24 protein-coding genes are annotated in these 21,244 nt (G+C 73.4%); 12 read left to right on the plus strand and 12 right to left on the minus strand.

The features are described from left to right. Positions 1-164: 164 nt before the first annotated feature. From ACZ6H8_RS05845 to hydA, 3 genes are read right to left on the minus strand one after another with little or no spacing between them, the layout of a single operon-like run. Positions 165-950 (minus strand): IclR family transcriptional regulator, encoded by a 786-nt coding sequence (locus ACZ6H8_RS05845; protein WP_464145410.1) that lies wholly within the window; start codon positions 948-950, stop codon positions 165-167. An 11-nt stretch (positions 951-961) separates the two neighbouring features. Next, positions 962-1,969, minus strand: coding sequence for an LLM class flavin-dependent oxidoreductase (locus ACZ6H8_RS05850; RefSeq protein WP_464145412.1), 1,008 nt, complete (start codon positions 1,967-1,969; stop codon positions 962-964). Beyond that, complete coding sequence (hydA, locus tag ACZ6H8_RS05855; RefSeq protein WP_464145414.1) at positions 1,966-3,387, minus strand: dihydropyrimidinase; 1,422 nt, start codon at positions 3,385-3,387, stop codon at positions 1,966-1,968. Before hydA ends, ACZ6H8_RS05850 begins: the two co-directional genes overlap by 4 nt. 154 nt (positions 3,388-3,541) lie before the next feature. Between hydA and fgd the strand changes: the two genes are divergently transcribed. The 4 genes from fgd to ACZ6H8_RS05875 all read left to right on the plus strand — a co-directional run bounded on the left by fgd (position 3,542) and on the right by ACZ6H8_RS05875 (position 6,666). Continuing rightward, positions 3,542-4,549, plus strand: coding sequence for a glucose-6-phosphate dehydrogenase (coenzyme-F420) (gene fgd / locus ACZ6H8_RS05860; protein WP_464145416.1), 1,008 nt, complete (start codon positions 3,542-3,544; stop codon positions 4,547-4,549). After that, positions 4,546-5,220, plus strand: coding sequence for an NAD(P)H-binding protein (locus ACZ6H8_RS05865; RefSeq protein ID WP_464145417.1), 675 nt, complete (start codon positions 4,546-4,548; stop codon positions 5,218-5,220). The genes fgd and ACZ6H8_RS05865 overlap by 4 nt, the downstream gene beginning before the upstream one ends. Positions 5,221-5,348: 128 nt before the next feature. Further along, a complete protein-coding gene (locus ACZ6H8_RS05870) occupies positions 5,349-6,227 on the plus strand; it encodes a CPBP family glutamic-type intramembrane protease (RefSeq protein ID WP_464145419.1) in 879 nt (292 codons plus the stop codon). Positions 6,228-6,285: 58 nt separating this feature from the next. Continuing rightward, on the plus strand, positions 6,286-6,666 hold the full coding sequence (locus ACZ6H8_RS05875) for a VOC family protein (protein WP_464145421.1): 381 nt from the start codon (positions 6,286-6,288) through the stop codon (positions 6,664-6,666). On the opposite strand, the gene ACZ6H8_RS05880 is transcribed toward ACZ6H8_RS05875, so the two are convergent. Continuing rightward, positions 6,663-7,013, minus strand: coding sequence for a VOC family protein (locus ACZ6H8_RS05880; RefSeq protein ID WP_464145422.1), 351 nt, complete (start codon positions 7,011-7,013; stop codon positions 6,663-6,665). The two genes, ACZ6H8_RS05875 and ACZ6H8_RS05880, sit on opposite strands and share 4 nt — an antisense overlap. Before the next feature lie 101 nt (positions 7,014-7,114). Here ACZ6H8_RS05880 and ACZ6H8_RS05885 point away from each other — a divergent pair, with 101 nt between their 5' ends. Continuing rightward, the gene (locus tag ACZ6H8_RS05885) at positions 7,115-8,080 is read left to right on the plus strand and encodes a nucleoside hydrolase (RefSeq protein WP_464145424.1); all 966 of its coding nucleotides are present in this window, start codon (positions 7,115-7,117) and stop codon (positions 8,078-8,080) included. A 73-nt stretch (positions 8,081-8,153) separates the two neighbouring features. After that, positions 8,154-8,849, plus strand: a complete 696-nt coding sequence (locus ACZ6H8_RS05890; RefSeq protein WP_464145425.1) for a MerR family transcriptional regulator — start codon at positions 8,154-8,156, stop codon at positions 8,847-8,849. Here the strand turns inward: ACZ6H8_RS05890 and ACZ6H8_RS05895 are convergent. Continuing rightward, complete coding sequence (locus ACZ6H8_RS05895) at positions 8,846-10,882, minus strand: MinD/ParA family ATP-binding protein (protein WP_464145426.1); 2,037 nt, start codon at positions 10,880-10,882, stop codon at positions 8,846-8,848. The two genes, ACZ6H8_RS05890 and ACZ6H8_RS05895, sit on opposite strands and share 4 nt — an antisense overlap. Positions 10,883-10,973: 91 nt before the next feature. Next, positions 10,974-11,471 (minus strand): beta-class carbonic anhydrase, encoded by a 498-nt coding sequence (locus ACZ6H8_RS05900; protein WP_464145428.1) that lies wholly within the window; start codon positions 11,469-11,471, stop codon positions 10,974-10,976. 335 nt (positions 11,472-11,806) lie between these two features. On the opposite strand from ACZ6H8_RS05900, the gene ACZ6H8_RS05905 reads away from it, so the two are divergent. Beyond that, entirely contained in the window at positions 11,807-12,106 is a 300-nt protein-coding gene (locus tag ACZ6H8_RS05905) for a DUF7882 family protein (protein ID WP_464145430.1), read from the plus strand. Positions 12,107-12,152: 46 nt separating this feature from the next. Here the strand turns inward: ACZ6H8_RS05905 and ACZ6H8_RS05910 are convergent, their stop codons facing one another. Next, a complete protein-coding gene (locus ACZ6H8_RS05910; RefSeq protein WP_464145433.1) occupies positions 12,153-12,611 on the minus strand; it encodes a MarR family winged helix-turn-helix transcriptional regulator in 459 nt (152 codons plus the stop codon). A 167-nt stretch (positions 12,612-12,778) separates the two neighbouring features. On the opposite strand from ACZ6H8_RS05910, the gene ACZ6H8_RS05915 reads away from it, so the two are divergent. From ACZ6H8_RS05915 to ACZ6H8_RS05930, 4 genes are all read left to right on the plus strand, one after another. Beyond that, positions 12,779-14,068 carry a saccharopine dehydrogenase family protein gene (locus tag ACZ6H8_RS05915; protein ID WP_464145435.1) on the plus strand — a complete coding sequence of 430 codons (1,290 nt, stop codon included), beginning with the start codon at positions 12,779-12,781 and terminating at the stop codon, positions 14,066-14,068. Positions 14,069-14,138: 70 nt separating this feature from the next. Then, positions 14,139-14,642: a nucleoside triphosphate pyrophosphohydrolase family protein gene (locus tag ACZ6H8_RS05920; protein WP_464145436.1), complete on the plus strand. Its 504-nt coding sequence runs from the start codon at positions 14,139-14,141 to the stop codon at positions 14,640-14,642. Continuing rightward, entirely contained in the window at positions 14,642-15,160 is a 519-nt protein-coding gene (locus ACZ6H8_RS05925; protein ID WP_464145438.1) for a P-loop nucleotide/nucleoside kinase family protein, read from the plus strand. The genes ACZ6H8_RS05920 and ACZ6H8_RS05925 overlap by 1 nt, the downstream gene beginning before the upstream one ends. Before the next feature lie 5 nt (positions 15,161-15,165). Further along, positions 15,166-15,621, plus strand: a complete 456-nt coding sequence (locus ACZ6H8_RS05930) for a protein-tyrosine phosphatase family protein (RefSeq protein WP_464145440.1) — start codon at positions 15,166-15,168, stop codon at positions 15,619-15,621. Between the two features lie 10 nt (positions 15,622-15,631). Here ACZ6H8_RS05930 and ACZ6H8_RS05935 read toward each other — a convergent pair whose 3' ends face one another. Continuing rightward, positions 15,632-16,027 (minus strand): PPOX class F420-dependent oxidoreductase, encoded by a 396-nt coding sequence (locus ACZ6H8_RS05935; protein ID WP_464145443.1) that lies wholly within the window; start codon positions 16,025-16,027, stop codon positions 15,632-15,634. 149 nt (positions 16,028-16,176) lie between these two features. Between ACZ6H8_RS05935 and ACZ6H8_RS05940 the strand changes: the two genes are divergently transcribed. Continuing rightward, positions 16,177-17,313, plus strand: a complete 1,137-nt coding sequence (locus tag ACZ6H8_RS05940; protein ID WP_464145444.1) for an FAD-dependent monooxygenase — start codon at positions 16,177-16,179, stop codon at positions 17,311-17,313. A gap of 30 nt (positions 17,314-17,343) precedes the next feature. Here the strand turns inward: ACZ6H8_RS05940 and ACZ6H8_RS05945 are convergent, their stop codons facing one another. From ACZ6H8_RS05945 to ACZ6H8_RS05960, 4 genes are all read right to left on the minus strand, one after another. Further along, positions 17,344-17,745, minus strand: coding sequence for an NUDIX hydrolase (locus ACZ6H8_RS05945; protein ID WP_464145446.1), 402 nt, complete (start codon positions 17,743-17,745; stop codon positions 17,344-17,346). Positions 17,746-17,858: 113 nt separating this feature from the next. Beyond that, positions 17,859-18,452, minus strand: coding sequence for a histidine phosphatase family protein (locus tag ACZ6H8_RS05950; protein WP_464145448.1), 594 nt, complete (start codon positions 18,450-18,452; stop codon positions 17,859-17,861). Beyond that, on the minus strand, positions 18,449-19,525 hold the full coding sequence (locus ACZ6H8_RS05955) for an ABC transporter ATP-binding protein (protein ID WP_464145450.1): 1,077 nt from the start codon (positions 19,523-19,525) through the stop codon (positions 18,449-18,451). The genes ACZ6H8_RS05950 and ACZ6H8_RS05955 overlap by 4 nt, the downstream gene beginning before the upstream one ends. Then, positions 19,522-21,243, minus strand: coding sequence for an ABC transporter permease (locus ACZ6H8_RS05960; RefSeq protein WP_464145452.1), 1,722 nt, complete (start codon positions 21,241-21,243; stop codon positions 19,522-19,524). Before ACZ6H8_RS05960 ends, ACZ6H8_RS05955 begins: the two co-directional genes overlap by 4 nt. Between the last annotated feature and the right edge of the window lies 1 nt (position 21,244).

Genomic DNA, 21,244 nt, shown 5'->3' on the forward strand with positions numbered 1-21,244 from the left:
CTGAATGACATGCTAAGTGTGTCTGGCGCAGATGTCGATGGTGTTTCGCCGATGTCTCCATCGCGGGTCGATCGAGGCAGGCAGCGAGCCGCAGCGCCAAGGGGCCTCCAGACGCGACGACGCCGGCGCGCCCGATGGGGCGCGCCGGCGTCGAGGGCTCTGCGTCAGGCCGCGGGCGGCGCGATCGTCCGCTCGTCGCGCAGCAGCACCGAGAGTCGCTCGGCGGCGTCGCGCAGCGTCTCGACCGTCTCCTGCATCGGTGCCTCGCCCATGCGGAACGTCGGCCCCGAGGCCCAGACGGCGAACGCCGCGCCTGCGTGCACGTCGACCGGCACCGCGACCGCCGTCAGGCCGACCTCGAGCTCGTCCCTGCACACGGCGTAGCCGTCGGCGACGACGCGGTCGAGCTCCGCGTCGAACGCGTCGGCGTCCGCGAACGGCAGCGGCGGCTGCATGCCCGCCTCCGCGAGGAAGAGGGCGCGCGCGACCGCGCGGTCGCCGTGCGCGAGCATGACGCGGCCCGTGGACGTGCGCACGGCGCTCAACCTGCGCGGGACCTCCTTCGCGGAATGGCCGATCTGGTGCGGCCCCTGCATCTCGCGCAGCACGAGCGCCGCCCGCTCGTCGAGGCGGTCGAGGCCGCACGTCTCGCGCACGACGGCGGCGACGTCGCGAAGGATCGCGTCGATGAGCTCCGACACCCGCGCGGGGCTGCGCTGCCCCGCGACCGTGAGGTACAGGTCGAGCGAGACGCGGAAGTGCCGCGTCACGGGATCCGACTCGAGCCACCCCTCGTCCTCGAGCGCGCCGAGGATGCGGAAGCACGTCGCCTTCGAGAAGCCCGTCTCGCGTGCGACGTCCGAGAGCCCCATGCCGTCGGCGCTCGCCGCGACCGTCCGCACGATGCGCACGGTCTTCTGCACGAGCCCCGCGTCCTTCTGCTCCGCCACGATCCCCTCCGTCACGCCAGGGCGCGTGCGACGCGCTCGATCGTCTGCAGCTTGCCCGAGCCGAGCGGGTTCAGGACCGTCACGCGCACGCCCGCCGCGTGGTACTCCTCGAGCTTCGCGACGACGTCGGCGGTCGAGCCGGCCGCGCACACGCGATGCACGGCCTCGTCGGGCACGAAGCGCATGGCGCGGCGGATGTCGTCGGGCGTCGCCGGCCAGCCGGCGACCTCCTGGATCTGCTCGACGATCTCGGGCGCGACGCCAGCGTGCTCCGCGATGTGCGGCTGCTGCATGAGGTACATCGTGAGGAAGTTGCGGCACGCGTCGACGGCGCAAGCAGGGTCCTCGTCGTCGACGGCGCATGCGATCGTCTGCGTCACGTCGACGCTCGTCACGCCGTCGGTGCGCTTCGCGAGGCCCTTCGCGAGCTGCGCCTGCGCGAAGTCGACGTACGACACCGGCAGCAGGAAGTCGAGGTAGACGCCGTCCATCGTCTCGCCGGCGAGCTCGAGCATGCGGGGCCCGACGGCGCCCGCGTAGATGGGGATGTCGACGGCGACGTTCTCGGCGTACATGCGGTCGAACCGTACGCCATCCATCTGCACGAACTCGCCATCGATCGTCACCTCCTCGTTGCGGAAGAACCGCTGCAGGACGTCGACGTACTCGCGCATCGCCGTGACGGGCTTGCGCAGCGGCGTGCCCACCTTCGTCGCGAGCGGCTCCCACCACGCGCCGATGCCGCAGATGATGCGACCGGGCGCGATCTCGTCGAGCGTCTTGAAGCTGACGGCCATGAGGGCGGCGTTGCGCGACTTGTTGTTGACGACGCCCGAGCCGATGCGCACGCGCTCGGTCCGGTCGGCGAGCAGCGCCATGATCGTGAGGGCGTCGCGCGTGAGCCTGCCCTCCGCGACCCACAGCGAGTCGAAGCCGTATCGCTCGGCGAGGTCGGCGGCGGCGTAGGTCTCCTCGAGCGTGAAGCGCTCGCCGAGATGGATCCCGAGCTGCAGGGTCATGAGGCCTCCGTGGGGTGGGTGGTGGATCGGTGCTGGTAGTGGCCGGTGCCCGCGAGCGTCCCGACGGGCTCGCCGTGGTCGGCGACGAGCGTGCCGCGGCGCCAGACCTCGCGGGGCGCGCCGCGCACCTCGAGGCCCTCGTAGACGCTGTAGTCCGCGCGGCTGTGGAGCGTCGCAGCCGAGAGCGTGCGCGTCGCGGACGGATCCCAGACGACGACGTCGGCGTCGCGGCCGGCGACGAGCGCGCCCTTCCGCGCGAGGCCGAAGCGGCGCGCGGGCTCGGTCGCGACGAGGTCGACGAAGCGCTCGATCGTGAGACGGCCGGTGCCGACTCCGCGGTCGTGCATGACCATGAGGCGCTCCTCGACGCCCGGCACGCCGTTGGGCACGCGCGTGAAGTCGTCGTGCACGACCTTCTGCGGTGGCAGGTCGGCCGCCTGGGTGAGCATGAACGCGGCATGGTCCGTGCCGATCGTCTGCAGCACGCCGAGTGCGATCCCTCGCCACACGGCCTCCTGGTTCGCCGCCTCGCGGATGGGCGGCGAGCACACGTGACCCGCCGCGAGCGCGCCGACGACGTGCGGTGCGTCCGCGGCTGCCGCGAGGTACTGCGGGCACGTCTCGGCGCCGATGACGTGCCCGGCGTCGCGCAGCGCGACGAGCGCGTCGACGGCCTCGCCTGCCGACACGTGCACCACGAAGAGCCCGCTGCCGGACTGCTGCGCGAGCGCGGCGGCGCGTCGGATCGCCTCCGCCTCCGCCGCACCGGGGTGGCCGTGCACGTGCTGCGTCGGATCGACGCGGCCCGCGGAGACGAGTCGAGCGATCGCATCGGCGACCATGTGGCCGTTCTCGGCATGCACCATCGGCAGCGCGCCGACCTCGGCCGCGGCGCGGAAGGCCGACAGCAGCACGTCGTCGCCGACCATGGAGCCCGGGTAGGCCATGAAGAGCTTCCAGCTCGTCGCACCCTCCTCGGTCGCGAGCCTGCGCAGCTGCGCGATGGAGTCGTCGTCGCCCGCGCTGGCGGGGACGATGGGGTGCAGGCCGAAGTCGGTCGCGATCGCCTCGTGCGCGCGGTCGCGGCGGCGCAGGAACGCATCTCGGATGCCCGCGCCGGCCGGGGCGCGCACGAAGTCGACGACGGTGGTCGTGCCGCCGCACAGCGCCGCGACCGAGCCGCTCGTGAAGTCGTCGGCCGTGCGCGTCGCGCCGCTCGCGACCATGTGCTCGAAGTGCGTGTGGGTGTCGACGCCGCCGGGTAGCAGGAGGCATCCGCGTGCGTCGACGACCGTGGCGTCCGGCGCGTGGAGATCCGTGCCGATCGCGGCGATGCGCTCGCCGTCGACGAGCAGGTCCGCGCGCGTCGACCCGCTCGCGGTCACGACCGTGCCGCCACGGAAGAGGGTGCTGGGCATCCGCGATTCCATTCCACTCAGTGGACCATTGGTTCGCTGAGCGTATCGCGAGCGGTGGGGCATCGACTACATTGCCAGGGTCGGCGCTCACACGAGCGGGCCGTGCGCGCAAGGCACCCGCCAGCATCGCGCTCCCTCACGAGGAAGGTGCAGCATGGTGAGCATGCGCTACGGATACAAGGCCAGCGCCGAGCAGTTCACCCCCGCGGAGCTCCTCGACCTCGTGGTCGAGGCGGAGCGCGTCGGGTTCGACTCGGCCTTCATCTCCGACCACCTGCAGCCGTGGCGGCACGAGGGCGGCCACGCCCCCAACGCGCTCACGTGGCTGGGCATGGCGGTCGAGCGCACGAGCCGCATCGTGCTGGGCACCTCGGTGCTCACCCCCACGCTGCGCTACCACCCGGCCGTGATCGCGCAGGCGTTCGCGACGCTCGGCCAGGTGCACCCCGGTCGCTTCATCCTCGGCGTCGGCACGGGCGAGGCGCTCAACGAGCACGCGATCGGCGTGCCGTTCCCCGACGGTCCCGAGCGCTTCGCGCGCCTCCGCGAGGCCGTGCGTCTCATCCGCCAGCTGTGGAAGGACGACCTCGTCACGTTCGAGGGGGAGCACTACTCCACCGACGGCGCGACGATCTACGACAAGCCGCACGAGCCCATCCCCATCTACGTCGCAGGCGGCGGTCCCGCGACGACGCGCTACGCGGGCCGGGTCGGCGACGGCCACATCTGCACCTCCGGCAAGGGCGACGCCTACTACCAGGAGACGATCATCCCCAACCTCGAGGAGGGGATCGCGAAGGCCGGGCGCACCGATGCCGACGTCGACCGCATGATCGAGATCAAGGTCTCGTACGACCGCGACCCCGAGCAGGCGCTCGAGAACACCAGGTTCTGGGCTGCGCTGTCGCTCACGCCCGATCAGAAGCAGTCGGTGCACTCGCCGACCGAGATGCAGCGGCTCGCCGACGAGCTGCCCATCGAGCAGGTCGCCAAGCGATGGATCGTCTCATCCGACCCCGAGGAGACGGCGGCGGCCATCGGCCACTACGTCGACCTCGGATTCACCCACCTGGTCTTCCACGGACCGGGCCATGACCAGCAGCGCTTCCTCGACCAGTTCGCCGAGGACGTGCTGCCGCTGTTGAAGAAGAAGGGAGCATGATGCAGATCACGATCATCGGAGGCCACGGCAAGGTGGCGCTGCTCGCGGCGCCCCTGCTCGTCGAGGCCGGACACGAGGTCCGCTCGATCATCCGCAACCCCGACCACGAGGCCGACGTCGCAGCCCTCGGCGCGACGCCGGTCGTCGCCGACGTCGCCTCGCTCGACGTCGCCTCGCTCACCGGCCTGCTCGAGGGCTCGGATGCCGTCGTCTGGTCGGCGGGCGCGGGCGGCGGCGACGCCGCGCGCACCCTCGCGGTCGACCGCGACGCCGCGATCCGCACGTTCGAGGCTGCCGAGACGGCGGGCGCGAGCCGCTACGTGATGGTGTCGTACTTCGGTGCCGGCCCCGACCACGGCGTGCCCGCCGACTCGTCGTTCCGGTCGTACGCCGACGCGAAGTCGGATGCGGATGCCGCGCTCGAGGCATCCGGGCTCGAGTGGGTCATCCTGCGGCCGAGCGGCCTCACGCTCGAGGCCCCCGCGGGCGCGGTCGACGTCAAGCAGCTCGATGCCTCGGTGGAGCCGGGCGAGATCGCCAGGGCCGACGTCGCTGCGCTCATCGCGGGCGTGCTCGCACGCCCCACGCTCACCCGCACCGTCGTCGAGCTCAACGGCGGCTCCACGCCGATCGACGAGGCGCTCGACGCCCTCGCGACGACCGCGAGCTGACCGCGAGCTGACGGCTGCCGAGCACCGACGCGACAGCGGCGTCGGGCTCGGCAGCAGGCGCGCCGCTCCTGGCCGCACCGCCCACCGGGCACGCGCACCGGTGCGAGGCATGACCGTAGGCTGAGGACGTGTCGACGCCGCCCGAGACCAACGCCCGGGAGGGTGCTGCGCAGCCGAATCCGACGGCCACGCATCCGCTCGCGATCGTGCCGGCGGCGCTCGTGTCGCTCTCGGCCGTCGTGCTCTTCGGGTTCCTCGAGACGATCCCCGGCTACGTCATCCTCGTCGCAGGCGTGCTCGGTGCCGTGCTCACCGACCGCGCGGGCCTGTCGCGACGGCTGGGGGCCGACCTCGCCGTCATCGCGGCGAGCCTCACGGTCATCAGCCTCGTCGAGCTGAAGGCAGACGTGTCGTGGGCGGGCGTCGCCCGCTTCACGCTCGTGCTGGGGCTCGCGCTCGTGATCCCGTTCGTCGTGACGCGGTACGTCTACAAGGATCGCTCGATCGCGTTCCCCTGGCGAGGAGGGCGCTGGACGCGCGCCCAGTGGACGTACGTCGGCGTCGTCATCGTCGCGGCCTACCTCATCCTGCCGTTCTACTTCCTCGGCTCCGGCGTGTACCTGAACTGGCCGGAGCTCGCAGACGGCGGCGAGGTCGGACGCTTCTTCCTCGGCGTGAACGCCGTGGGGCTGTGGGACGAGCTGTTCTTCATCTGCATCGTCTTCACGCTGCTGCTGCGTCACTTCCCCTTCTGGGTCGCGAACGTGCTGCAGGCGACGATCTTCGTGTCGTTCCTGTGGGAGCTCGGCTACCAGTCGTGGGGACCGCTGCTCACGATCCCGTTCGCGCTCGTGCAGGGCCTCATCTTCCGGCTGTCGAAGCGCAACCTGCTGTACGTCGTCACCGTGCATCTGCTGTTCGACGTCGTCGTGTTCCTCGCGATCGTCGCCGGCCGCAACCCCGACCTGCTCTGGATCTTCCCGCTCGCAGCACCGCTCGTCGGCTGACCCCGACCGGATGCGTCGACCCCTGGTGCGGGCGTGGCGCGAGGCGTAGCGTCGCGGCATGGCCATCGCACGCACCCCCATCGTCGTCGTCGACTGCCCCGACCCCGGCGCGCTCGCCGCGTTCTACGCGGCGCTGCTCGGCTGGCAGCACACCGCAGACGACGACGGCTCGTGGGCCGAGGCGTACGACGAGGGCTGGCCGCCGCTGTGCTTCCAGCGCGCCGACGGCTTCCGTGCGCCCGAGTGGCCGGGGCAGGAGCATCCGCAGCAGATGCACATCGACGTGACGGTCGACGACATCGACGCGGCGGAGCCGCAGGCGCTGGCGCTCGGCGCGACGCTGCATGCCACGCAGCCGTCGACCGACGGTGGCTTCCGCGTCTTCGTCGACCCGGCCGGGCACCCCTTCTGCCTGTGCCGCGCGACCGCCGAGGCCTAGGACTCCGACCAGACCCCCAGCTCGGTGCCCGCCGGGTCGGCGAAGTGGAACCGCCGACCGCCTGGGAAGGCGAAGGGCTCTGCGGTGATCGTGCCGCCGGCGGTGCGCACGGCCTCGAGCGTGGCATCGAGGTCGTCGGAGTAGAGCTGCACGAGCGGCCGCGCCTCGCCGCGGGCGATGCCGCCCTGCTCGCGACCCCCGCCCTGGATGCCGACGTACTCCGGGCCGTAGTCGGTGAACGACCAGTCGAACGCCTGCTCGTAGAACGCCCGCGCCGCCGGCAGGTCGGGGGCCGAGAGCTCGACGTAGTCGATCGCGTGGTGCACGTGGGTGGTGGGCTTCGACATGGCTCCTCCTCGAGGTCGTCGCGTCATCGTCGCCCATGCCACCGACACCGCCGCGCGACCGCCGCGCGACCGCCGGGCCGCAGCGTGCATAGGCTCGCAGGGTGACGAGCATCATCCTCGACGTGGACACCGGCATCGACGACGCCCTCGCGATCGCGACGGCGGCGCGCTCGGCATCCATCGACCTCGTGGCCTGCACGACCGTGTGGGGCAACGTCGACGTCGCGCAGGCCGCGCGCAACACGAGCGAGATCCTCGCGCTCGCAGACCGCACCGAGGTGCCCGTCGCGCTCGGCGCCGCCGGGCCCTACGACGGCAGGCCCGCGTGGTACTCGCCGCACGTGCACGGCGACGACGGACAAGGCGGCTTCGCCGACCTCGCGCACGTGCCGACCCTCGCGCCCGAGTCTGCCGTCGAGACCATCGTGCGAGCGAGCCACGAGGTGCAGGACCTCGAGCTCGTCGCCGTGGGACCGCTCACGAACCTCGCGCACGCGCTCGACGCCGACCCGACGCTGCCGGAGCGCATCCGGCAGGTGACGGTCATGGGCGGCGCCGTGCTGCGTCGCGGCAACGTGTCCGAGACCGCGGAGGCCAACATCCACCACGACCCGGAGGCCGCGGCGCGCGTGCTCGGCGCAGCGTGGGAGGTGACGCTCGTCGGCCTCGACGTGACGATGGACTCGATCATCACCGACGCCATGCGGGAGCGGCTCGCGGGAGGCGATGCCCTCGGCAGGCATCTCGCGCGCATCCTCGAGCGGTACATGGACTTCTACGAGCCGATCCTCGGCGAGCGGGCCGCCGTCAACCACGACGCCGTCGCGCTCGGCATCGCCGCCGGGCTCGTCGCCACGACGCGGTCGCCGCGCGCATCCATCGCGGTCGACTGCTCCGAAGGACCCGAGCGCGGCAGGACGGTCGCCGCGCTGCGCCTGGTCGACGGCGCGTGGCAGGACGAGCCCGGCGCCCGGCATCGGGTGGTGCTGGAGGTGGGGGACGGCTACGAGCGGACGATGCTCGACGTCATCGCGCAACCATCGTCGTCCCGGGGCGCCCGGGAGTAGGCTGCACCCGCTGCGCGGTCGGGCCGTGTGCTCGGCTCGGCCACCGGCGGAGTCGCGGGAAGGAGGCCCCCGGATGCACGTTCGTGAGGTCGGCGCTGCCGCTGGGGTGAGCGTCGCGCTCGTGAAGTTCTACGTGCGGGAGGGCCTGCTGCACGCGGGCGTCCGCGAGTCGGTGAACAGCACGACGTACGACGCCTCGCACGTGGCGCGCCTGCGCCTCATCCGCGCACTCGTCGACGGCGGCAGGTTGCCGCTCGCGGCCGTGCGCGAGCTGCTCGACGTCATCGACGACCCGCACCTTCCCATCGAGGTCGTCGTACGCGACGCGCACCGCGCCGTCGCGCGCGTCGACCAGCGCCCCTCCGACGAGTCCGTCGCGATCGTGCTCGAGGCGATCGCCGCTCACGGCTGGCACGTCAGCGCCGACAACCCCGGCATCCTCACGTGCGCGTCCGTCGTCGACACGGCGCGCGCGATCGGCCGCGACGACGTGCGCGACATGCTCGACGTCTACGCGAAGCCCATCGAGCGCATCGCGCGCGAGGACCTCGCGGCGGTCGGGCGCGCAGCGGCGACGCGCACGCGCATCGCCGAGACCGTCGTGGTCGGCAGCGTGCTGGGCGACGCGATGCTGCTGGGCATGCGTCGCATCGCGCAGGAGCACGTGTCGCACAGCGTGATGCCCGTCGCGCATCTCGATCGCGCAGCGACCCAGCCGGGGCAGCAGGCAGCGAACGGGCCCGGGCTGCAGTCGGCCGCAGGCTCCTAGAGGCCGCGGGCGACCGCGGCTGCCGCGCCGAGCCACGCCCTGCGCGTCTCCGGCCGCAGGGAGCCCAGCCGCAGGTGACCGTCGACGAGCGCCTGGTCGAACGGGATGCGCACCACCTCGCGCGCCAGGGGCCCGTAGCCGCCGATCACGCCGTCGACGTCCTGCCTCGACGCCTTCGGGTCGGCCTGGCTCACGACGACCACCGACCGCTTCGCGAGGATCGCGGAGCGCTCGTCGCGCTGCGCGAGCGCCTCGAGCAGCAGCGCGCCCGCCTCGGCGTGGTCGGCCCTCGTCGTCGTCGCGACGACGATCTGGTCGGCGTGGTCGATCATCCGCAGCCACATGGGGTCGGACTCGTCGTTGCCGGAGTCGATGACGATCAGGCGGTAGTACTTGGATGCGACGGCGTGGATGGCGTCGACGTCTGCCGGGCTCACGCGGTTCTCATGCGCGAGGCGCATGGGCTTGGAGCGCAGCACGTCGTACTTGTCCTGCGACTGGTGGTGCACGAAGCTCGCGAGGTCGGCCGCCTGCGCGCCGACGCCGAGCAGCCGCTCCGCCTGCGGCAGCAGCTCGAGCAGCGTCGCCTCGTGCGGACCGCGCTCCGTGCGCCAGCCGAGGGTGCCGCGCGTCTGGTTGTTGTCCCATGCGAGCACGCCCGCGCCGCCGAAGTGCGCGAAGATCGCCGACAGCAGCACGGTCGTGGGGGTCTTGCCCGCGCCGCCCTTGCCGTTGACGACCGCGATGGTGCGCGGGCCCGTCCAGTGCTGGCTGACGACGCGCTCGTCGGAGCGCTCGGCGATCTCCTCCTGGCTGGGCGCCATCTTGAGGCCCATGCGGGTCATGGCGCCGCGCAGACCCTGCTGGGCCGGCGAGTCGCGCTGCGCGGCCTCGAGGAACGAGTGCCTGCCGTCGGCGGTCATCGGCCCCGAGAGCTCGCCGGGCGCGTAGGAGGGAGCGGACGCCTGCTGCGCGGCGGGGGCGGAGGGCTGCTGCGGTGCCTGCTGCTGCGGGAACGCGGGTGCGGAGGCGACCAGGTCGGGCTGGGAGCCTGCGGATGGCGGCGCCGCGACCTGGCCGGGCTGGTAGCCGGGCTGGTAGCCGGGCTGCGGTGCGGCGGCGGCGGGCGCGCTCGGGATGGCGGCGATGGGCCCGGGAGCCACGGGCGCGCGCGTGACGGTCTCGTCGAGGAGCGGGTCGTAGCCGGGCACCGAGTCGATGGGTGCCTGCAGCGGCACGGACGGCGACGCGGGCGCGACCTCCTGCAGTCGCGGCGACACGACGGTCTCGTCGTGGTCGGGGATGAAGGCGGGGTCGAACGCAGGGGGGAGCGACGGTGACGACTGCGGCTCGGGCGTGACGGCGGCCTCGTGGGTCTCCGGCAGCTCCTGAGCGCCGTGCGCGGGCGTCGCGGCGGGCTCCGGCTCGGGCTCGGGCTCGGCGGGCTGCGCCGGCGCCAGGGGCGGTGCCGATGGCGCAGACGGTGCGGCGGGAGCCTCGGCCTCGGGCAGCTCGTCGCGCGACGCGAGCGTCGCATCCGTCACCGTCGGTGCCTGACCGGTCTGGCCGAACGACGGCGCGGGTGCGCTCGCCGGCGCGGGCGCCGCGGAGTCCGGCATGACGAACGCAGGCGTCTGCGACGCTGCGGGCTCGTCGGATGCCGGCTGCGAGGACGCGGTCGGCGACGGTACTGCGGGCTGCGACGGTGCTGCGGGCTGCTCCATCGCGGGCGGCGGCGGCGTCGTCGGCAGCGGCGTCGGCTCGGGCGGCGCGGCGATCTGGCGCACGTCGGTGACGGATCCGTCTGGGTGCACGACGATGTCCCAGTCGCCGTCGGCACCCGTGATCGCCACGCCGATCGGCCGGCGCAGGGCCTGCGCGAACTCGGCGGCGTGCGACACGATCGCCGTGCGCGTCTGCGGGAACGCCCCGCGCTCGAGATGACGGTGCGTCCCGTTCACGTCGAGCACTCCCGACCCGTCGGGACGGATCTCCGCGCGGATGCGCGTCTGCGGCACGATCGGCTCGCTCACGGATCCCTCCAGACCTCGGACATTCCGCGGATGACGCTACTCGGTCTGCGACCCTCCAGCCTGGATGCTCGTGGGGAGCCGTCGGTCGCCGCTACGCGACGTGCTCGAGCAGGCCCGTGTCGACGTCGTACAGGAACCCGCCCACCTTGACGGTGTCTGCGACGAGGGGATGCGACACGACGCGGTGCACGTCCTCGGCGAGCGTGCGCCGCTGGTCGGCGATCGCCTCGACGGCGAGCCAGTGCGCGTCCTGCCCTGCGGACTCGCCCACGCGCGTCAGCAGCTGCTCCTCGCTGTTCGTCGCGACGGCGCACCGCGTGTGCTGCACGAGCAGCACCCGGTCGACGCCCAGCAGCGTGTTGCCGAGCACGAGGCCCACGAGCACGCGGTCGGTGGCGCGTCCGCCGGGGTTCCGCAGGATCTTCGCGTCGCCGGGCTTCAGACCGAGCATGCCCAGCGGCTCGATGCGCGAGTCCATGCAGGTCACGACGGCGACGCCGGCTCTGGCGATGCCGTCGAAGCCCTGCATGTCGAAGGCGTCGGCGTACGCGCGGTTGGCGGCGAGCAGGTCGTCGAATGCGTCATCCACGCATCCGAATCTACGCCTCGACGGATGCATCCGTGCGCGACTGCGACCCCTCGCCGGTCGGCGAGCGCGGCAGCGGTCGCGGTGCGCGCATCCGACGGGGACGGGCCGCATGCCCGCAGCATCGGGATGATTCGTGTCACGAACCATCTTCGACCCGCTCAGGCGAGCGGGGACAAGGAAGTACGACGACCTGATCATTCACGTTCGGAAGGACTTCGCCGGTGGCCTCATAGCGTCGACGACAGGCGACCGCATGACGGTCGCCGCGCTCCCCGGGCCCCTCGCCCGGAACCGCGACACCCAGGACGCCACCGCGTCGGCCAAGGAGGAGCACCATGGGAACCCTGCACTACGGCACCAGCGCATTCGAGCTCGACGACGACGCGCTGCGCCACTTCTCCGCCGTCATGGTCGCGAAGCTGCGACGCAAGGAGTCGTTCCTCGCCGTCGTCCGCGACGACGCCGACGGCTTCGAGCGCATCTGGCTGCACCCGACCGCCGACTTGCGCATCGCGACGACGCCCGCGTCCACGGGCCTCGACCAGCAGCGCCTGCACCACATGATGGCGCAGGCCAACAAGGGCGCCGTCGACCTCTGCGAGCGCTGGGGCGCTCCGGTCGCCGCCGTCGCCTGATCGGCCCGGCCGGATCGGCTGAGGCCGATCGGCCCGGCCTGATCGGCTAGGGCTCTCGGCGCTCCGTGCGATCGACGAGATCGCGCAGATCCTCGAGGAACTCGCTGATCGCCCGCGCCTCGCCTGCGCTGCGTCTGCCGATGAGCTCACGTACCTCCGCAGGCATCGCCTCGCCGTCGCGGTCGCCTTCGATCGTCGGCACGATGACCTTGCTGCGCCGATCCGTCGGATGCGGCCGCGTCGTCGCGACGCCCGAGGCAGCGAGCCGCTGCAGCAGCTGCGTCACCTTCGGGTTCGGCACGCCGAGATGCTCCGCGAGCTCGCCGGGCGTCGTCGCCTGCTGTGCCGCAGCGCGCTCGACGACGTAGCGCAGCGCGAGCCGCTCGAGCTCGGTGGGCTGCTCGGCGAGCTGGCGTCGCCGCTCGAGGCGGCTCTCGGCGTGCCGCAGCTCGTCGAGAGACTCGCGAACAGCCTCCTGCTCGTCGGTCGATGCCGGGTCGGTCACGCCTGCTCCTCGCTCTGCGCCGTGCGCTGAGCCCCATCATGCAACGCGGGGCGACTGCAGCGCGACTCCGCGCCGCGAGTCCGAGCGGTCGCCGCGTCACGAGCGTCGAGGGCTGGTGCTGGTGCGCACGGCGAGGCATGCTGAGCCCATCCTGATCGGAGGACGTCATGCGCATCCTGCTCATCGGTGCCGGAGGCGTCGGCGCCGCATTCGCCCGCATCGTCGCGAGACGTTCCTTCGCGGAGGCGATCGTCGTCGCCGACTACGCCCTCGAGCGTGCCGAGGCCGTCGTCGCGGCGATCCACGATCGCCACGGCGAGACGATCGGAGAGCGATTCGCCGCCGCGCACGTCGATGCCTCCGACGCCGCGAACGTCGCGGACCTCGCGCGCGAGCATCGTGCGACGCACGTGATGAACGCCGTCGAGCCCGGCTTCGTCGACGCGATCTTCGCGGGCGCGTTCGACGCGGGTTGCGACTACCTCGACATGGCGATGAGCCTGTCGTCGCGGCATCCGCAGCAGCCGTTCGAGCAGGTGGGCGTCATGCTCGGCGATCGCCAGCTCGCGCAGGCGAGCGCATGGGAGGCGGCCGGGCGCCTCGCGCTCGTGGGCATGGGCGTCGAGCCCGGGCTCTCCGACGTGTTCGCCAGGTACGCCGCCGACCACCTGTTCTCCGAGATCGACGAGCTCGGCACGCGCGATGGCGCGAACCTCGTCGTGCGCGACGAGCACGGCGAGGAGATCTTCGCGCCGTCCTTCTCGATCTGGACGACGATCGAGGAGTGCCTCAATCCTCCCGTCATCTGGGAGCGCGACCGCGGATGGTTCACGACCGCGCCGTTCTCGGAGCCCGAGGTGTTCGACTTCCCAGGCGGCATCGGGCCCGTCGAGTGCGTCAACGTCGAGCACGAGGAGGTGCTGCTCATGCCGCGCTGGCTCGATGCGCGACGCGTGACGTTCAAGTACGGCCTCGGCGCGGAGTTCATCGGCGTGCTGCGCACCCTCCACCTGCTCGGCCTCGATGCGACGGAGCCGCTGCGGGTGCGCTCGAAGGGCGGACCCGTGGAGGTCGCGCCGCGCGACGTCGTCGCCGCCGCGCTGCCCGACCCCGCGACGATCGGGCCCCGCATGGAGGGCGTCACGTGCGCTGGCGTGTGGGTGACGGGCACGGGCGTCGACGGCGAGCCGCGCTCGACGTACCTGTACCACCTGGCCGACAACGCATGGACGATGGCGGAGTACGACACGCAGTGCGTCGTGTGGCAGACGGCGCTGGGCCCGGCGATCGCGCTCGAGCTGCTCGCGACTGGCGTCTGGCGCGGCGTCGGCGTGCTCGGCCCGGAGGCGTTCGACGCGGCACCGTACCTCGCGCTCATGTCGGCGTCGGAGGCCGACGGCGGCTACGGCCAGGAGTACGGCATCCGCGAGCAGCCGCACCCGACGGTGCCTGCCTGAGGGGACTGGGCTGACCGATCGCGGGGCGGTGGAGCACGAGGGTCGCAGCACGGCCAGCCATGATGGAGCGATGGAGCTCGCAGAGCTGGCCCGGCGCATCGACGCCATCAGCGCCAGGTACGCCCGGATCTACGGCTTCGAGCGCGACGGCGACTGGCTCATGCTCAAGGTGCAGGAGGAGGTCGGCGAGCTCGCGCAGGCGTGGCTCGCGAAGACCGGCAGGCAGCGCGACAAGGGCCGCACGCCCGACGAGATCGAGGAGGCGTTCGCGCTCGAGCTCGCCGACGCCATCGGCATGCTGCTCGCGCTCGCGCAGGTGACGGGCGTCGACGTCGAACGCGCGATGGATGCGAAGTGGCTCGTGTGGGATCGCCGCGCCAACCAGCGCGACGAGGACCTCGACGCGGCCGAGCGCGCCCTCGCGGGGCGGGCGCTGCGCGGCGAGGACGCGGATGCCTCGTCTGCGGGTCGGGGCCGATCCGCGGCGTCCGCGCCCGCCGCACCCGCGCCTGAGACTCCGACATCCCCGACCGACCAGGGCGCGGCGGCTCGCCGCGGAGAGGACACCGCCTGATGGCATCGAGCGTCGTGCTCGTCAACGGACTGCCGGGCTCCGGCACGTCGACCCTCGCCAGGGCGCTCGCCGCCGAGCTCGACGTGCCGATGCTCTCGAAGAGCCTCGTGAAGGCGGGCATCGTCGGCTCGACCCCGCACATGGGACTGCCGGGGGCGATCTACGGCGCGCTCGCGATGGATGTCGTGTGGGCGCTCGTGGGACGCAGCGACGAGCCGCCGATCGTCGACTCGCTCTGGATCCGCTCCCGCGACCTCGGGTTCGTGGCGGAGGGGCTGCGCAGGGCGGGCTCGCCGCACGTCGTCGAGGTGTGGTGCGACGTCGACCCGCAGGTCGCGCACGATCGCGCCCTGGCGAGCCGCGATCGCGCGCGGACGCGCGAGCGCTTCGCGCGCGAATGGGACGACATCGTCGCCGACGCTGGCCCCCTCGGGATCGGCGACCTCGTCACGGTGCCCACGCTCGAGCCCGTCGACGCGGTCGACGTCGCCGCGCGCATCCGGCCGCTGCTGCGCTGACGCTCGTGCCAGGCGAGCCCGAAGTCGGCTGGGATGCGGACGCACCCGGCGTCGTCACCCTGCCGGACGGGCGCATGGTGCGCGGTCGAGGCCTCTCGCGCCCCCTCGACGGCGTCGCACCCGACCTCGGCGCGTCGCTGACGGCGCTGCCGCCTGCCGACCACGCGTGGGAGTCGCTGTGGATCCCCTGGCCCGACTTCCGGCTGCCCCGCGACCGCCGCCTCGCGATGCGCACGCTCGCTCGCATCCACGCCGCCGCGCCCACCAGACGCGTCGAGGTCGCGTGCGACGGCGGCGTGGGACGCACGGGCACCGCGCTCGCGATCCTCGCCAGGATGAGCGGCGTGCCGGCGGCCGACGCCGTCGCGTGGGTGCGGGAGCGCTACCACCCGCGCGCCGTCGAGACGCCGTGGCAGCGCCGGTTCGCGGCGACGGTCGACCTCGTGCCCGACGGCCGCTGAGGGTGCGCCGCTACGCGGCGGGCTCGGCCAGCACGATGACGTAGCGCTCGACGCGACGGTGGCGCACGAAGCCCGCGACGCGCTCGGCGATGCCGACGAGCCGGTGCTGCCAGCCGTACTTCGCGGCGATCGCGCGGCGCACGCGCGCGACCGTGGGGGCGTCGTCGTGCACCGTCGCGTGCAGCCGGACCACGGGAGCGCCGTCGACGGGCGCGCCGCGCACGTCCGACGCCTGCACCGTCACGGTCGGGTCGCGGCGGATGCGCTTGACCTTCCACGCACTCGTCGGCGTCGTGAACCCCGAGGTGCCGTCGCCGAGCGGCGCGATCCACACGGGCGTGCCGACGCCCGAGCCATCGCGCTTGAACGAGGTGAGCAGGACGGTGGGGTGGTCGGGGATCGTCACGGCACCATCGTCGCAGCGCGCATGCGGCATGCGCGGCGTCGTCCGCCGAGGGCGCAGCCGCTCCGCGACGCGGCGTGCAGCGCCCCGGGTGCTCGTGGTCCGTCGTCCAGCCCTGTCGCGCCCCCACCGCGCACGGCTAGCCTCGACGCATGCGTGAGGCCATCGTCGTCGGAGCAGGGATCGGCGGGCTCGCCGCCGCGAAGGGGCTCGTGGATGCGGGGTGGCGCGTCACGGTGCTCGAGGAGGATGCCGCGCTGCGCGAGGTGGGCGCCGGCATCGCGCTCAGCTCGAACGGCGTCGTCGCGCTCGACGCGCTGGGCGTCGGCGACGCGGTGCGTGCCGTGGCCGCCAGGGCGCTGCCGCAGGGCGTCCGCACCGCGCAGGGCACGCGGCTGCAGCGCGCGGCCGAGTTCGACTCGAGCGCGCTGCTGGGCATCCATCGCACGACGCTGCACCGCATCCTCGCCGAGGGTGCGCCGGATGCTGAGGTCGTGACCGATGCGCACGTCGTGCGCGTGCATCCCGGGTCGCGGCCGCGCGTGCAGGTCGTCGAGGCGGGCGAGGAGCACGAGCGGGTCGCCGACCTCGTGGTGGGCGCCGACGGCATCGACTCGCTCGTGCGTGCCGCGCTGCGTGCCGACCTGCCCACCGACGTCTCCGGCTCGACGTGCTGGCGCGGCGTCGTCGCGCGCCGCGACGACTCGCCCGCCGGTGCCATGCAGTGGTTCGGCGCCGGCGTGGAGGCGGGTCTCGTGCCGATCGACTCAGCGCGGACGTACTGGTACGTCGCCGCTCGCGCACGCGTCGGCCGCGCGGCGGCCGACGAGCACGCAGCCGCCGTCGACGCCGTCGCGGGCTTCGAGCCCATCGTGCGCCACCATGTCGCCGCCGAGCCCGAGGCGCCGGTGCTGCGCCACGACCTGCGGTACCTGCCGACGGGGCTGCGCTCGTTCGTCGCGCCCGGCGTCGCGCTGCTCGGCGACGCTGCGCACGCGATGCTGCCGACGCTCGGGCAGGGTGCCGCGACGGCGCTCGAGGACGCCGCGACGCTCGGCGTGCTCGCCGCGCGCGACGACGTCGACGAGCTGCTGCACGCGTACGACGCCCTTCGACGGCCGCGCACGCAGGGGCTGCAGCGGCTGGCGCACCGCGTCTACCGGTCGGGCCTGGAGGTGCGCCTCCCCGCGCTCGCCGCCGCGCGCAACGGCGCCCTGAGCCTCGCGCCGACGCTGCTCGCCGAGATCGCAGCCGACTGGGTGCTGCGTTGGAGCCCGCCGGAGCGCTGAGCGCTGGGCGCTGGGCGCTAAGCGCTGGGGTCAGGCGCGTGCCGCGACGAGCAGCGGGAACACGTGCGTGCGGTTGAGCGGCGCCTCCTGCGGGTCGTCGATCCCCTCGACCGGGTCGACCCATCGTGCATCCTCGAGCTCCGCCTGCACGACCGGGTCGATCGCGCCGTCGTGCGCGAACACCGTCGCGCGCACCACGAAGCCCGCCTCGTTGGCGGCGGCGGCGTCGAACACGCCCACGAGGCGCAGCGCATCCGCGTCGACGACGACGCCGAGCTCCTCGTGCACCTCGCGCGCCGCGCACTGGGCCGCCGTCTCGCCCGCCTCGGGCTTGCCGCCAGGGAGCATGAACATCGTCGTGCCGCGCTTGCGCACCGTCAGCACCGCGCCGTCGCGCGAGAAGCACACTGCCGAGACCGTGATGACGCCCACGCCTCCGAGGCTAGGCGATGACCGGAGTGCGTTTCGCAGGCGATCGCGGGGGTTCGAGGGAAGACACCCCTCGAGCACCCCTGATCGCCTGCGAAACGCACATCCGGAGTCGGTCAACGGCTCCGAACGCTCGACGCATGGACGCTGGGATGCGGCACGAGCCCCAGCGCACGCAGCCGCGGGACGCCGTCGGCGAGGTCGACGACGGTGAGGCTCGCGGGCGCGACGGGGGCGACGTGACGCGTCGCGAGCCCGACGAGCCCGTCGAGCGCAGCCCGCACGACGCCGCCGTGCGTCACGACGAGCACGACGCCTCCCAGCGCCGCGGCATCCGCGAGCGCCGCCAGCACGCGGCCGCGGGCGACGCCCGGCGCCTCGCCACCAGGCGGCACGAGCTCGCCGCGCCGCCACGCGCGAGCGTCGTCGCCCAGCTCGCGCGACGTGCGCCCCTCCCACGCTCCGAGGCCCACCTCGACGAGGCGCGCATCGAGCGTCGGTGCGCGGTCGACGAGGATGCTGGCAGTGTCGGCCGCACGCGCGAGCGGCGATGCGACGACGGCGTCCGGCCGCCAGGCGTCGACGAGCGGCCGCAGCGCGCGCGCCTGCTCGACCCCGGCATCCGACAGGGCGACGTCGGTCGCGCCCTGCAGACGACCCTCGAGGTTCCATGCGGTGGCGCCGTGACGCACGAGCAGCAGCGTCGTCATCGGGCGGCCTCCTCGACCGCGAAGGTGCGCACAGGGGCCGACGGCAGCACGAGCCGTGCCCGCGACGACGGCCACGCGGCGTCGCCGACGATCGCGAGCCTGCGCGATCGGTGGCGCACCGTGACGACGATGCGACCCGCCAGCGGCGCCGACTCGAGCACCTCCACGTCGAGCGCACCGCCGTCGGGCTCGGCCAGCCGCACGGCGTCCGGGCGGTACATCGCGAGCCGGTCGCCCGCATCCGCCGCCGCGAACCCGGTGCCCTCGCCGAACCCGGGCACGAGCACGGCTGCGGGTGTGCCGAGGAACTCGGCGACGAACGCCGTCGCCGGCGACGCGAGCAGCTCGGCGGGCGGGCCGACCTGCTCGAGCCTGCCCGCCCGCATGACGGCGACGTGCGTCGCCATCGCGAGCGCCTCCGACTGGTCGTGCGTCACGTACACGCTCGTCGCACCCGACTCGCGGTGCACGCGCACGAGCTCGGCGCGCATGTCGACGCGCAGCCGCGCATCGAGGTTCGACAGCGGCTCGTCGAACAGCAGCACCGACGGCCGCGGCGCGATGGTGCGTGCGATGGCGACGCGCTGCTGCTGCCCCCCGCTCAGCTGCGCGGGGTGGCGATCGTCGAGGCCGTCGAGCTCGACCAGACGCAGCGTCTCGTCGACGCGGGCTCGACGATCGGCCGCCGACCAGCGTGCGACGCGCAACGGCCACTCCACGTTCTGTCGCACCGTCATGTGCGGCCAGAGCGCGTAGCCCTGGAACACCATGCCGGCCCCGCGACGGCCGGGCGCGACATGCCTGCCGGCATCCCCGTCGGCGACGACGCGGTCGCCGAACGCGATGCTGCCCGACGTCGGATCCTCGAGACCCGCGAGCATCCTCAGCGTCGTCGACTTGCCGCACCCGGATGGGCCGAGCAGCACGAGGAAGGCGCCGGCGGGCACGTCGAGGGTGACGCCCGCGACCGCGGCGGCGTCACCGAAGCGCTTGCCGAGGCCCGCGAGCGCGATGGGGACGCCGGGAGCGGGGGCCGCCGACCGCGCGGCGGTGGATGCGGTGGAGAGGGTCATGCGTCCATCCAGGGTGAGCGGCGCCCTTCGAGGCGCCTGGCGACGAGGGTCACGGCCACCGAGACGACCGTGATGAGCAGGGTGATGGCGTTCGCGTGCTGCGTGAAGCCGTCGGCCGCGTACCGGTACGCGGTGACGGCGAGCAGCGGGGTCGCCGGGGTGACGAGCAGCACGACGAGCGACAGGTCGCGCGCCATGGTCACGAACACGAGCGCGGCGCCACCGATCGTGCCGCGCGCCGTGACGGGAAGCAGGATGCGGCCGAGCGTGCGCACCGTGCCGGCGCCGGCCATGGCGGCGGCGTCCTCGAGCTCGCGCGACACCTGCGCGAGCGAGGCGCGCGATGTCTGGAACGCGAAGGGGACGCTCGCGGCGATGCCGCCGAGGACGAGGATCCAGAACGTGCCGTAGAGGCTCGGCAGACCGAGGAACGGCCTGCCGAACTGGGCGATGACGGCGGCGCCGAGCGCGACGCCGGGGATGAGGAACGGCACGTACGACAGCGTCGACAGCGCACCGCCGACGATCGGCGACGTCCGCGCGGCCGACCATGCGGCGACGAATCCGAGCGTCATCGTGATGACGGCGACGGTCGCGCCGAGCGCGAACGTGCCGATGATCGCGTCGAGGATGCGCGGGTCGGTGAGGATGCCGCGCAGGCCCTGCGCGATCGATGCGTCGGACGCCCCGATCCAGTAGTGCAGCGTCAACCCGCCGTCGAGGGTGTTCGTGCGGCGCAGCAGCGTCGACACGGCCAGCACGATGCCCGGCAGGATCGTCGTCGCGACCACGATGCAGCCGGCGACGGGGAGCACGAGCCACCTCCCGGTGCCCAGGCGCAGCCGTCGCGCCCTCGACGGCTTGCCCGTCACGGTCGACGCCGCACGGCCGGCCGCGCGCGTGCCGATGAACAGCACCGCCGCGGCGATGACGACGAGCAGGATCGCCAGCACGAATCCGCGGTCGGTGTCGCCGGTGGAGATGGCGCCGTAGAGGCGCGTCGACAGGGTCTGGAAGCGCACGGGCAGGCCGAGCAGCGCGGGCACGGCGAAGTTCGACACGCCCTCGGCGAAGGCCAGCAGGAACCCCGAGACGACCGCGGGCGCCACGGCGGGCAGTGCGATGCGCACGGCGACGCGCGCTCGGGATGCGCCAGTGAGCTCGGCAGCGGCGAGCAGATCGCCGCCCACCGACGCGAGCGCGGCGGCGACGACCACGAACGCGAGCGAGAAGTAGTGGGCGGTGAGCGTGAGGGTGACGGGCACGGGCCCCCACGCGAGCACGTCGGGCACGGCGATGCCGAGCGAGGCGAGCAGCCCGGGCGAGCCGCCGAGCCGGTCGTTGCGGAAGACGCTCTCCCATGCGAGCGCGATCGCGAAGGACGGGATCGCGAACGGGATGGTGGCGAGCACGCCGATCGTGCGGCGCAACGGCATGTCGGTGAGCACGACGGCCCACGCGAGGAAGCCGCCGAGCACCACGGACGCGATGCCCGTGCCGACGCCGACGCCGATCGAGCCGGCGAGCGGCTCCCACAGGAGGGCGACGGAGAGGGGGCTCGCGAGCACGTCGCCCCACGCCTCGAGTCCGTCGGCATCGAGGGTCGCGGCGACGAGGCCGGCGAGCGGCCCCGCGACGAGCACCGCGAGCACGGCGAGCGCGAGGAGCGCTGGCAGGGTCGCGGGTCGGCGCAGGGCCGCGAGGAACCGAGTGGTCACG

This window comes from Agrococcus sp. AC640b, from assembly GCF_979255995.1.

What these genes read in the sequence shown, in the direction of transcription:
- ACZ6H8_RS05865 (WP_464145417.1), top strand. Translation starts at nt 4,546, where the DNA reads ATGATGCAGATCACGATCATCGGAGGCCACGGCAAGGTGGCGCTGCTC.
- ACZ6H8_RS05875 (WP_464145421.1), top strand. Translation starts at nt 6,286, where the DNA reads ATGGCCATCGCACGCACCCCCATCGTCGTCGTCGACTGCCCCGACCCC.
- ACZ6H8_RS05915 (WP_464145435.1), top strand. Translation starts at nt 12,779, where the DNA reads ATGCGCATCCTGCTCATCGGTGCCGGAGGCGTCGGCGCCGCATTCGCC.
- ACZ6H8_RS05850 (WP_464145412.1), bottom strand. Translation starts at nt 1,969, where the DNA reads ATGACCCTGCAGCTCGGGATCCATCTCGGCGAGCGCTTCACGCTCGAG.
- ACZ6H8_RS05955 (WP_464145450.1), bottom strand. Translation starts at nt 19,525, where the DNA reads ATGACCCTCTCCACCGCATCCACCGCCGCGCGGTCGGCGGCCCCCGCT.
- ACZ6H8_RS05880 (WP_464145422.1), bottom strand. Translation starts at nt 7,013, where the DNA reads ATGTCGAAGCCCACCACCCACGTGCACCACGCGATCGACTACGTCGAG.
- hydA (WP_464145414.1), bottom strand. Translation starts at nt 3,387, where the DNA reads ATGCCCAGCACCCTCTTCCGTGGCGGCACGGTCGTGACCGCGAGCGGG.
- fgd (WP_464145416.1), top strand. Translation starts at nt 3,542, where the DNA reads ATGGTGAGCATGCGCTACGGATACAAGGCCAGCGCCGAGCAGTTCACC.
- ACZ6H8_RS05920 (WP_464145436.1), top strand. Translation starts at nt 14,139, where the DNA reads ATGGAGCTCGCAGAGCTGGCCCGGCGCATCGACGCCATCAGCGCCAGG.
- ACZ6H8_RS05890 (WP_464145425.1), top strand. Translation starts at nt 8,154, where the DNA reads ATGCACGTTCGTGAGGTCGGCGCTGCCGCTGGGGTGAGCGTCGCGCTC.
- ACZ6H8_RS05950 (WP_464145448.1), bottom strand. Translation starts at nt 18,452, where the DNA reads ATGACGACGCTGCTGCTCGTGCGTCACGGCGCCACCGCATGGAACCTC.
- ACZ6H8_RS05925 (WP_464145438.1), top strand. Translation starts at nt 14,642, where the DNA reads ATGGCATCGAGCGTCGTGCTCGTCAACGGACTGCCGGGCTCCGGCACG.
- ACZ6H8_RS05940 (WP_464145444.1), top strand. Translation starts at nt 16,177, where the DNA reads ATGCGTGAGGCCATCGTCGTCGGAGCAGGGATCGGCGGGCTCGCCGCC.
- ACZ6H8_RS05905 (WP_464145430.1), top strand. Translation starts at nt 11,807, where the DNA reads ATGGGAACCCTGCACTACGGCACCAGCGCATTCGAGCTCGACGACGAC.